The sequence below is a fragment of the Vibrio sp. 10N.286.52.C3 genome (genome assembly GCF_041468865.1).
GTDB classification, from domain to species: Bacteria; Pseudomonadota; Gammaproteobacteria; order Enterobacterales; family Vibrionaceae; genus Vibrio; species Vibrio crassostreae_C.
On sequence record NZ_JBFRJM010000013.1, the window covers coordinates 25,842 to 36,498 of the forward strand.

Annotated in this window: 10 protein-coding genes; 7 read left to right on the top strand and 3 right to left on the bottom strand. The window is 46.1% G+C overall.

Annotated features, from left to right (window positions below; translation table 11 throughout):
• The first annotated feature begins 42 nt into the window (after positions 1–42).
• Positions 43–2,085: an oligopeptidase A gene (gene prlC / locus AB4138_RS05520; RefSeq protein WP_372305213.1), complete on the top strand. Its 2,043-nt coding sequence runs from the start codon at positions 43–45 to the stop codon at positions 2,083–2,085.
• Positions 2,086–2,176: 91 nt separating this feature from the next.
• On the opposite strand, the gene asnC is transcribed toward prlC, so the two are convergent.
• The gene (gene asnC, locus AB4138_RS05525; RefSeq protein ID WP_008218581.1) at positions 2,177–2,641 is read right to left on the bottom strand and encodes a transcriptional regulator AsnC; all 465 of its coding nucleotides are present in this window, start codon (positions 2,639–2,641) and stop codon (positions 2,177–2,179) included.
• A gap of 126 nt (positions 2,642–2,767) precedes the next feature.
• Between asnC and AB4138_RS05530 the strand changes: the two genes are divergently transcribed.
• The 3 genes from AB4138_RS05530 to AB4138_RS05540 all read left to right on the top strand — a co-directional run bounded on the left by AB4138_RS05530 (position 2,768) and on the right by AB4138_RS05540 (position 7,514).
• Positions 2,768–5,890, top strand: coding sequence for an EAL domain-containing protein (locus tag AB4138_RS05530; RefSeq protein ID WP_372305224.1), 3,123 nt, complete (start codon positions 2,768–2,770; stop codon positions 5,888–5,890).
• 112 nt (positions 5,891–6,002) lie between these two features.
• Positions 6,003–6,782 carry a class I SAM-dependent methyltransferase gene (locus AB4138_RS05535; protein ID WP_372305215.1) on the top strand — a complete coding sequence of 260 codons (780 nt, stop codon included), beginning with the start codon at positions 6,003–6,005 and terminating at the stop codon, positions 6,780–6,782.
• Positions 6,783–6,923: 141 nt separating this feature from the next.
• Positions 6,924–7,514 carry a hypothetical protein gene (locus AB4138_RS05540; protein ID WP_017060147.1) on the top strand — a complete coding sequence of 197 codons (591 nt, stop codon included), beginning with the start codon at positions 6,924–6,926 and terminating at the stop codon, positions 7,512–7,514.
• A gap of 112 nt (positions 7,515–7,626) precedes the next feature.
• On the opposite strand, the gene AB4138_RS05545 is transcribed toward AB4138_RS05540, so the two are convergent.
• Positions 7,627–8,505: a carboxylate/amino acid/amine transporter gene (locus AB4138_RS05545; RefSeq protein WP_372305218.1), complete on the bottom strand. Its 879-nt coding sequence runs from the start codon at positions 8,503–8,505 to the stop codon at positions 7,627–7,629.
• 52 nt (positions 8,506–8,557) lie between these two features.
• Positions 8,558–8,992, bottom strand: coding sequence for a universal stress protein UspA (gene uspA / locus AB4138_RS05550; protein WP_017060149.1), 435 nt, complete (start codon positions 8,990–8,992; stop codon positions 8,558–8,560).
• A gap of 189 nt (positions 8,993–9,181) precedes the next feature.
• On the opposite strand from uspA, the gene ftnA reads away from it, so the two are divergent.
• The 3 genes from ftnA to AB4138_RS05565 form a co-directional block, all read left to right on the top strand.
• Complete coding sequence (ftnA, locus tag AB4138_RS05555) at positions 9,182–9,709, top strand: non-heme ferritin (RefSeq protein ID WP_004735556.1); 528 nt, start codon at positions 9,182–9,184, stop codon at positions 9,707–9,709.
• A gap of 68 nt (positions 9,710–9,777) precedes the next feature.
• Positions 9,778–10,101: a universal stress protein UspB gene (uspB, locus tag AB4138_RS05560; protein WP_009848060.1), complete on the top strand. Its 324-nt coding sequence runs from the start codon at positions 9,778–9,780 to the stop codon at positions 10,099–10,101.
• A 249-nt stretch (positions 10,102–10,350) separates the two neighbouring features.
• Positions 10,351–10,657 (top strand): FAD-dependent oxidoreductase (locus AB4138_RS05565; RefSeq protein WP_372305221.1); only part of this gene is annotated, 307 nt, incomplete at its 3' end.

Here is a 10,657-nt window from a genome sequence, read left to right on the forward strand (position 1 = left end):
TACAAAAAAGACGAAAGTCTCTAAAGCCAAAGGAATGTTTATATGTCTAATCCGCTATTAACCTTCACGGACTTACCTCCGTTTTCACAGATCAAGCCAGAGCACGTAAAGCCTGCAGTTGAGCAAGTGATTGAAGCGTGTCGCAACAAGATAGAACAAGTACTTGAAGGTAATACTTCACCAAGCTGGGACAACCTAGTTGCTCCAATTGAAGAAGTGGATGATCGTTTAGGTCGCATTTGGTCACCTGTAAGCCATATGAACTCTGTCGTGAACAGTGACGAACTGCGTGAAGCGTATGAGAGCTGCTTACCTGTGCTATCTGAATACGGCACTTGGGTTGGCCAACACAAAGGCTTGTTCGAAGCGTATAAAGCGATTAAGGCGAGTGAAGCATTCTCTGCACTGAACCGAGCTCAACAAAAAACTATTACCGACGCACTGCGCGACTTTGAATTGTCGGGCATTGGCTTACCTGCAGATGAACAGCATCGTTACGGCGAGATCAGCAAGCGCCAGTCTGAGTTAGGCTCTCAATTCTCAAATAACGTGCTTGATGCAACCATGGGTTGGAGCAAGCAGAACACAGACGTAGCTGAGCTGGCAGGTATGCCTGAATCAGCACTGGCGGCAGCTCAAGCGGCGGCTGAGTCTAAAGAGCAAGAAGGCTACCTACTGACTTTAGATATCCCATCATACCTACCTGTGATGACCTACTGTGATAACCAAGAACTGCGTAAAGAGCTTTATGAAGCGTACGTAACGCGCGCTTCAGATCGCGGTCCAAACGCAGGTAAGTGGGACAACACTGAGATCATCACCGAGCAACTTAAGCTGCGCCACGAGATCGCGCGCATGTTGGGTTTCAGTACTTACAGCGAAAAATCACTGTCGACTAAGATGGCAGAAACGCCAGACCAAGTGCTTGGCTTCCTAAACGACCTAGCAGTAAAAGCCAAACCGCAAGGTGAGCGAGAAGTTGAAGAGCTACGCCAGTTTGCTGAGAAAGAATTTGGTGTCTCTGAGCTAAACCTGTGGGACATCGCTTACTACAGTGAGAAACAAAAACAGAAACTGTTCGAGATCTCTGATGAAGAGCTTCGTCCTTACTTCCCAGAATCTAATGTGGTTTCAGGTCTGTTTGAGGTACTGAACCGCGTGTTTGGTATGTCGGTAACAGAGCGTCAAGGCGTAGACACTTGGCATGAGTCAGTGCGTTTCTTTGATATCTTTGATGCGACTGGAACACTGCGTGGTAGCTTCTACCTAGATCTATACGCACGTGAACACAAACGTGGTGGCGCTTGGATGGATGACTGTCGTGGTCGTCGCATTACCGAATCTGGCGAGCTACAGACCCCGGTTGCTTACCTAACGTGTAACTTCAATAAGCCAGTTGGTGATAAGCCAGCACTGTTTACTCACGATGAAGTGGTGACCTTGTTCCACGAATTCGGCCACGGTATCCACCACATGCTAACGCAAGTAGAAGCGGGCGCAGTTGCGGGTATCAATGGTGTGCCTTGGGATGCGGTTGAGCTACCAAGTCAGTTCCTAGAAAACTGGTGTTGGGAAGAAGAAGCGCTGTCGTTCATCTCTGGTCACTTCGAAACGGGTGAAGCGCTACCAAAAGAGATGCTAGAGAAGATGCTAGCGGCGAAGAACTTCCAATCTGCGATGTTTATCCTGCGTCAGCTAGAGCTTGGTTTGTTCGATTTCACGCTACACACAGAATACGACCCTGAAGTGGGTGCTCGCGTACTAGAAACGCTAGCGGATGTTAAGTCTAAGGTGTCGGTACTGCCAAGCCTAGATTGGAACCGTTTCTCACACAGCTTTGGTCATATCTTTGCTGGTGGTTACAGCGCGGGCTACTACAGCTACCTGTGGGCAGAAGTGCTATCGGCAGATGCGTTCTCAGCATTTGAAGAAGAGGGTATCTTCAACACTGAAACGGGTAATCGCTTCCTGAACAACATCCTTGAAATGGGTGGCAGTGAAGAGCCAATGGAGCTGTTCAAACGCTTCCGTGGTCGTGAGCCACAAATCGACGCAATGCTGCGCCACGCGGGAATCAACGCATAATCACGGTAACTATCTAGTTTATTGCGAAAAGAGCCTCTAGTTAGAGGCTCTTTTTTTGTCTGTGCGTTATGCCAAGCAAGGCGAATCAATGTTATGGATTCACATTGCGGTTGATAGGGTTCTGCAATGAAATCAGTGTCTCTGTCGACTGAACTTCATCGATCGCTTGCAGCTTATCGATCAATACAAACTGCAGCTCTTCTATCGACTTACACATCAGCTTTACAAAGATATTGTAAGCACCAGTGGTGTAGTACGCCTCAACCACTTCGTCTAAGGCATTCAGCTTAGCGATCGCCGAGTGGTAATCTTTGGCAGCATTAAGGTTGATGCCAATAAAGCAACACACGTCGTAACCCAGTTTTTTGGTGTTTACCACAACTTCCGTTCGCTCGATAATGTCTGCCGATCTCATCTTTTCGATGCGAACGTGAATCGTCGCAGGGCTGACATCGAACTGCTTTGCCATTTCAGCGTAAGGAGTTCGTGCATCTTCCATCAAGGTTTTGAGAATGGCACGGTCTAGATCATCTAGACGAGCTGTGGTTGTGGACATGCATAATCCTTAGGTTGAATGAAAAACATACCGGCTTGAGTACACATCATAGCCAAGGGTGATAATATTAGCAGTAACTATAGGGTTAGGGTGAATTCAGTGCGATTTTCGTTATTTTTTATTGTGATGTGTTGGAGTGTTTTTGCTTCAGCTCAGGCAAAAGATGTGTTGGTTATTCACTCTTATCATCAAGGCTTTTTCTGGACAGATGATTTCCATAAAGGACTATCTGATGAGCTCGATCGCGATGGGTTATCTTACCGGGTTGTTTATCTCGATACCAAGCGAACTCAAAACGCTGAATACTTAGAGCGAATTTATCAGCTATACCGCACTAAGCTGTCGCATGAAGAGTTTGCCGCTGTAGCCGTCAGTGATAATAACGCCCTCAATCTGATGAAACGCTTAGCGCCCGAACTCAATGGCACGCCCGTTATTTTTGGTGGCATCAACAATTTTTCTCCGCAAATGATTGAAGGCTTGCACGCAACCGGTATCACTGAAGATATTGATATGGCGAGCAATATTGAGTTGATCAATCGACTTCAATCGACGGTTAAAAAAGTTTACGTGGTTACCGATCACTCGGTAACGGGTGAAGCGATTCGCGCTCAAGTGGATTTATTTCTACAAAAACGCCCTGAGTTTTCTGGGATGGTGGAGCAATATACGCCTGATTCTTATCAAGAACTGATGACGTTCGCGCAACGCGCTGATCTAACTAAAAGTTTGTTGTTCTGGGCCTACTACCGCGACATCAATGGTCGGGTCAGCAGCAAAGAAGACTGGCGTCAGCTCAACAAAAAAACTCAGATGCCATTGTATATTGTGCATGATTTAGGACTTGGGTTTGGTGCGATTGGTGGCGTGATCCACAGTGGAGAAACGCAAGGTCGAGACACGGGGCGCGTGCTGTTGAGCGTGCTGAACAATCCTAAGGCTCCATTGCCATTGGTGGTTGCTGGCGCGCCAGAAATCAAACTCGATTACCAACAGATCTCACGTTGGGATTTGGGTGCAGAGAATGAAGCCTCAGTAACCTTCCTCAATAAGCCGAAGTCATTCTTAATGCGCTATCGCGATGAAATTCGCACCATCGGTTTAATGTTCTTGAGCATGTCGTGTGTTATCGCGGTGTTGGTGTATTACCTTAACCGTCTGAAGAAGAGCGAACGTGCAAGTCGCCAAAGCCAACGACTGTTGGAGTCGATATTTGATCAGAGCCTGCAATTTATGGGCATCATTGATAAGGGTGGCGTGCTGCTGTCGAGTAACAGCAAGTTACATGAGCTGCTTTATAATCAAGGCTATAAACTGGGAACGCCGCTGCAACAACACCAACATTGGGAAAGTTCTGCGCGAGAAGTGCTAGCCGAATATTTCATCGCAAAAAGTGAGCACCCAGCCTTACGATTTGAAGCCGAGGTGTGGTGTCGAGATCGCGGTGCGATGGTGTTGGATATTTCATTGAAGCCGATGCCGGGCAGTGAAGACGAAGACATTCAGTTTCTCTTTGAGGCGCGCGACGTGACCTCGCGTAAGCTTGCTGAGAATAAGCTGTTCCAACGTGAAGCAAACTTGAAGCTGTATTACGACAAACAGCCGGTGATGATGATTACGCTCGATGGCAATAATCGCATTCAACAAGTGAACCAGTTTGCCGAAGAGCTTTTGGGATACCCTCTCGATCAGTTGTTGGGCCATCGCCCTAGAGAATTCTATGTTGATGAGAACGCGATGATTCCTCGTCATATCTTGCTGCAACCTCAGCATAAGATTCGTGGTGTGTGGCGTCGTGATATCGAATATCGCCATGCCGACGGCAGCAAGATCTGGATTCGTGAAAATATCCGCCCGTTGGTGGAGTCTGATCAGCTGTTGATTGTGGGTGAAGACATCACCGAAACGCACGAGCTTTCTGAAAAGCTAGAGTATCAGGCTCGCTATGACCTACTGACTGACACCTTTAACCGCAACCACTTTGAGCAAGAGCTGCAAAAGGCGCTGAAAGAGGTTGAGAGCCACATGCGAACTCACGCAATGTTGTTCCTAGATTTGGATCAGCTGAAAGTGCTGAACGATACCGCAGGACATGAAGCGGGTGATGCTGCGATCTTGTTTAGCGCCAAACTGCTAGAAGACGTACTGCCTTACAATGCGGTGTTAGCGCGAATGGGTGGTGATGAGTTTGCTGTGCTGATGAAAGACTGTACTGAACGAGATGCGGTGAATGTGTGTCGCAGTATTATCTCGATGATGAGTGAGAATCCATTCTTGTGGGATGATATTCGACTCAACCTGACGTGCTCTATCGGTATTCGATTGATCGACCATACAGCAGCTTCACCACAGATGGTGCACGCTCAGGCGGATGCAGCTTGTCATGCCGCTAAAGAAGAAGGTCGCAATCGCTATCATCTTTACCATCAAGATGATGAAGACCTGCGTCGTCGCCATCTTGAGATGGAGTGCGTTAACCTAGTGCATGAGGCCTTGGCTAACGATCGCTTAGAGTTGTTTGCGCAGCGAATTCTTGGCCTAGATGAAGACAGCGATAAAATGCACTTTGAAATCTTGGTCCGCATCAAGAACATCCAAGGGGAATACATCTCCCCGGGGATCTTCATGCCAGCCTCAGAGCGTTATAACATCGCGCATTTGATTGACCGCCAAGTCGTCAGTCAAACCTTGGGTTGGTTGGAGCAACGCCCTGAGGTTATTGAGGAACTGGGGATGTGTTCAATCAATCTTTCCGGTCACTCGATGGGTAACCGTGAGTTTGTCGAATTTTTGATAGATAGCCTGAGCGATTCATCGATACCGTGTCATAAGATTTGTTTAGAGATCACCGAAACAGCGGCCATGAGTAACATGAAGCAGGCGATCAAGTTCTTCACTCGAATCAAAGAGCTTGGCTGCATGATTGCATTGGATGATTTTGGCTCAGGGCTATCGTCATTTGGCTATCTGAAAAAGCTGCCTGTCGATATTGTGAAGATCGATGGCTTGTTTGTACGTGATATTGATGTGAATGAGATGGACCATGTGATGGTTCGCTCGATCAATGATCTTGCCAAGCAGATGGGCAAGCACACCGTGGCTGAGTTCGTTGAAAATACCCAGATTATCGACAAGCTTATCGAACTGGGTGTGAACTACGCGCAGGGCTACATCATAGGGCGACCTAAGCCACTCGCAGAGCTTGTTGAAGAGTTAAGACAAGAGCGAGAGACAGAGCCATTGGTTTAGGTAAGCCGACTTTAGCTGGGAATACTTTTCACCGCTAATATGTATTGTTGAGGCAATCAGGTAAACTGGTTGCCTCTTTTGTTTTGAATACTACTGTCTGTTGGAGACGACCTTGCAACTACAACTGATTTGCGAAGATGCTACCCAAATCGATCATTTGAATGACTTGGCGACCCGTTGGAATTTATCTCATGATGAAAACAGCGAATTTGCCTTGGTGCTGACTGATGAGCGTCTTGAGTTACGCAAAGTGGACGAGCCCAAGTTAGGAGCTATCTTTGTTGATTTAGTGGGCGGTGCGGTTGGTCACAGACGTAAGTTTGGTGGTGGCAAAGGTCAGGCGATCGCCAAGGCGGCAGGTTTAAACAAAGGGGCTACGCCAACCATTCTTGATGGTACTGCAGGCTTAGGTCGCGATGCGTTTGTATTGGCTTCTCTAGGTTGCAAGGTGCAAATGGTAGAGCGTCACCCTGTAGTAGCAGCTTTGCTGGATGATGGCTTACAACGTGCCCAGCAAGACCCAGACATCGGCGGTTGGGTAAGCGAGCGTATGAAGTTGATTCACGCATCCAGTCACGATGCTTTAGACAAGCTCAGTAACGATCCTGACTTTGAACAACCTGATGTGGTGTACCTCGACCCTATGTACCCACACCCAGAGAACAAAAAGAAATCGGCTCTGGTCAAAAAAGAGATGCGCGTATTCCAATCTTTGGTGGGTGCCGATCTGGATGCTGATGGCCTATTTGAGCCAGCGATGAAGTTGGCATCGAAGCGAGTTGTGGTTAAAAGACCGGATTACGCAGCTTGGTTAGACGAGCAAAAACCGAGCATGGCGATCGAAACCAAAAAGAACCGTTTTGACGTCTATGTGAAAGCATCAATGACTTAATTGAAGCATCAATAACTTAGATACACGCTAAGAAAATTTCCCGTCATAAATACGATAAATTGCCATTTAACACTTGCGATAGTCGCGTTACAGATGTATATCTAACTAAGAATCATTATTATTCTTAGCTGGAGTTGAAGCATGGCTAAACGCTTTTGTAAGTTAAACCGTCGAGATATCACCGAACACTTGGGCGAGATCCACAGCTTGGTGACTGAACCTAAGTTCGTGTGTCGTTCTTGCGCGCGTTCTTCGGCGGATCAAGCGAATCTATGCAAACCCACCGCAATTCCACCTCTTGGTTGTCAAAACAAACCCGTTGAAGAGAAAGTCGCATGCGGCCTGCTAGCGGAAACATTACCTGCACCAGAACTGTCGCTTGCGGAAATCAACGAGGCAATTGAACCGAGCGTACAAATGTTCGATCCAGCCGCCGCTGATATGGCCCCTGAGCTTGCCAAAAAAGAAGCCGCACAGAAAAAAGCCAAGCTGAAAAAACTGATGGCGAAGGCGAGCGGTGATGAGAAAGCTGAACTCAAACAAGCGAAGAAAGCGGCTAAGAAACAAGAGAAGTACAATAAGAAACTGGCGAAGATGATTAAGAAGCAGCAAAAGCTGTTTAAGAAAAGTCAGAAGCTGGAAAGTGAATTGGAACGAATCAACCTACAACTTGATGATGTTGCCTTCACTGAAACCAAGACTCAGGTAGTGAGCCACAATCAAATCCACTGAAGTTGATTTGAATGGTTTATTGCTACAGCGATGATTTAAAAAGAGCGACCTTAGGTCGCTCTTTTGCTTTTTGGGGTTATCCGAGCTGACTCATGTAGCTCGTTCAAATCAGCTAAGCGTTGCTTGCGGATCTTGCTACGCGCTTCTTCACCCACGTCTCATTGACGAATAAAGAGAATAAGATAACGGCGCCACCAATAGACAAGCGAACCAAATCGACATCTCTGTTCCAAATCAGGATATTCACCACCAGACCAGCAGGAACCAAGGCATTGTTCATCACTGCCAGCGCGCCAGCATTCACCATGCACGCGCCTTTATTCCACATAAAGTAACCCAGCCCCGACGCAATCAAGCCAAGGTAGATCAGGATTCCCCATTGAAGTGTGGTGGTGGGCAGTTTCTCTGGGTTGCCTAGTAGCATGAAAGCCACTGACGCGACACATAGCGCCCCTAAGTAGAAGTAACCAAATACGGTTCGCTGAGGCAACTCGGTCGATTCCTTCTCCATCACCACCTTGTAGCCCACCTGACCAATAGCAAAGCACAGGTTCGCGCCTTGCACGACGAGGAAGCCGACTAAAAAGTTTTCGTTAATACCTGCGAACTTAATGAATACCGCGCCCAATACCGCAATTGCCGCTGTCACTAGGTACCACGGAGAGAATTGCCCTTTGAGAAAGTCATAAATAAGCGTGACGTAAATTGGCGTGAAAACGGTAAACAAAAGGACTTCAGGAACGGATAGCAGTAAGAAAGACTGATAGTAGAAGCAGTACATCAGGCCAAGCTGGATACCACCAATTGCCATCAATTTAGCGATCAGCTTACGCGATACGCCGCGAAACTTTAGGAAAGGAAGAAATACGACGCCGGCAAGGGCAACACGCATTAAAACAGAGAACCAAGAATCAACCAGACCCGCAAGGTAAACGCCGATCAGGCTAAAGGAGAAGGCCCATAGGAGGGTAACACCAGCTAAATAGCTCATAGTAAAACTTCGTTAATAAGATATGAGCTGTATGTTACCTAACCTTAAATCATTAGTCTTCTGAATCTCTTAGAGGCACGACCAGCATATCAACCGGAGAGGCGTTGATCAGTTGGCGTGTTGAAGAGAGCAGCTTGCTCCAAAAGTCTTGATGGTGACCGCAAACCACGAGATCAACATTGAACTCGTTGATGGTGTCACACAGCTCATGACTCAAATCACCACTGCCTACTAGGGTATGGGTGATCGGGTATTGGGCGTGCTCCGCAAAATTTTGCAGCTGAATACGAGACGCTTCCATCGCGTTGTGCTGGGTTTCGGCCATGTTGATATCAATCAGGCCGGTATACAGCTCTGCGTAGTTAATATCGATATGGATAAAAGAGACTTTGGCTTCCAATGGCTTAGCCAATGCTACCGCTTTATCCACAATTAATTTGCTGTCTTCTGATAAATCGACCGCGACCAAAATATGTTTGTAACTCATATCGCTACCTCCTTTATTCATTGTCTGATTTAAGATTAGCACTATGCGATGGCTTTTTTTGCTGAAGTGATCTCATATCCACTGTCTTGCGTAATGACAGCTCGAAATATTGGTTAACTAATGGCCTGCGAGATATTCATTAAATAGTGATATAGTAGAGAAAATTGAGGATGTAATTAGGAGTCTTAAATGCTGTCAAAAACTATGGTTGAGCAACTGAATGATCAAATTAACCTAGAATTTTTCTCATCCAATCTATACTTACAAATGAGTGCTTGGTGTGAAGACAAAGGATTTGAAGGTGCAGCAGAGTTTCTGCGTGTTCATGCAGTAGAAGAAATGGAACATATGCAGCGTCTTTTCACTTACGTAAGTGAAACAGGTGCAATGCCAATTCTAGGTGCGATTGAAGCGCCAAAACATGAATTTGATAGCCTTGGTGCTGTGTTCCGTGAAACTTATGAACATGAGCAAATGATTACTCAAAAGATCAACAAACTGGCTCACGTTGCTTTCAGCACACAAGATTACTCAACCTTTAACTTCCTGCAATGGTACGTTGCAGAGCAACACGAAGAAGAGAAGTTGTTTAAAGGTGTATTGGATAAGCTAGAGCTTGTTGGTGAAGACGGTAAAGCACTGTTTTTTATTGATAAAGACCTAGCGCAATTGGCAAAAGATGGTTCATCTTCAATTATGGAAGCTCCTGCCGTTTAGGTAGTACGAAAAAGACACTGATTATCTTTTTCTTTTGAGTTTTCTTATGAAGATGTAGGGAGGAAAGGATGATCAGCGGCGACACTATTCTATTTGCACTAATGGTTGTGACTTGCGTGAACTGGGCGCGTTATTTTACTGCGCTAAGAACGCTCATTTATATTATGCGAGAAGCGCATCCTCTACTTTATCAACAAGTAGACGGAGGCGGTTTTTTCACAACCCATGGCAATATGACCAAACAGGTTCGCCTGTTCAGTTACATCAAAAGCAAAGAGTATCACCATCATCATGACGAAGTTTTTACTTCGAAGTGCGATCGCGTAAGACAGTTATTCATACTCTCTTCCGCTCTGCTAGGTGTAACCTTGCTGTCTTCTTTCATCGTCTGAGTTTTTAGTACGTGTGAAGTAGAGCTTAGGTTTTGGTGTGAAGCTTTGGTTGTTGGTTCGCTAAGCCAAGTAGTGGTTTTGCTGCTGTCTGCTAATTGTACAATTGAACATCAATTGCAAAGTTTAAAATTGCCGCTAAAATAGCGAGCAATTAGTAAGGATGTGCTGTTTATGCACATCCTTTTTTATTGATGGCATTTCGAGAACAGGGTGTACTCGAAATGCAAAAGTGAAGAAAAGCAGAACCACATGAGTGAAAAATTTGATGTAATCGTAATTGGTGCGGGCGCCGCAGGCTTAATGTGTGCTGCGGAAGCTGGTAAACGTGGCCGACGAGTGCTGGTGGTTGATCATGCAAAGAAACCAGGCAGAAAAATTTTAATCTCAGGTGGCGGTCGTTGTAACTTCACTAACTATGATGTTTCAGCCAACAACTTCCTGTGTAACAACCCTCACTTCGTGAAGTCAGCTTTATCTCAATACACCAACTGGGATTTTATCTCGATGGTCAGCAAGTACGGTATTGAGTTCGAAGAGCGGCTTTGTTTCCTAATTG